The 300-nt window shown below is 63.3% G+C and carries 1 pseudogene; it reads right to left on the minus strand.

Annotation, left to right across the window (positions count from 1 at the left end):
• Positions 1-56: 56 nt before the first annotated feature.
• Positions 57-300 (minus strand): annotated as a pseudogene (locus tag HX803_RS33010) (tyrosinase family protein); the annotation flags it as partial.

A 300-nucleotide genomic window follows, 5' to 3' on the forward strand; every position in this document is an offset into this window, starting at 1 on the left:
GTTGTAGTCCTTGGGAGCTTGCCCGGCGGGAGAGGTAAATTGTTTGAAGGGGGTGCTCATGTCGATTCTCCAGGTGTTGTGGTGGTGGAAACGGAGCAGCAACCGGCACTGGGAGCAGGGCCGGCGACGGTTTGGCGCGGGTCGTCCCACACCAGTTGGGCGATAAGCCAGGCAGCGGCGCGTACTCTTGCGGCGTCAACACCCGGGCACTATCGAGATGGGTCACCACTACGGATAGCTGCGTGGCGTCAGTGGGGCGAAGGTTCAATGCGGCAGCAGTGCGCGCGGCATTCAGCGCGC

This window comes from Pseudomonas sp. P7548 (assembly GCF_013386585.1).
In the GTDB taxonomy this organism is placed as follows: Bacteria; Pseudomonadota; Gammaproteobacteria; order Pseudomonadales; family Pseudomonadaceae; genus Aquipseudomonas.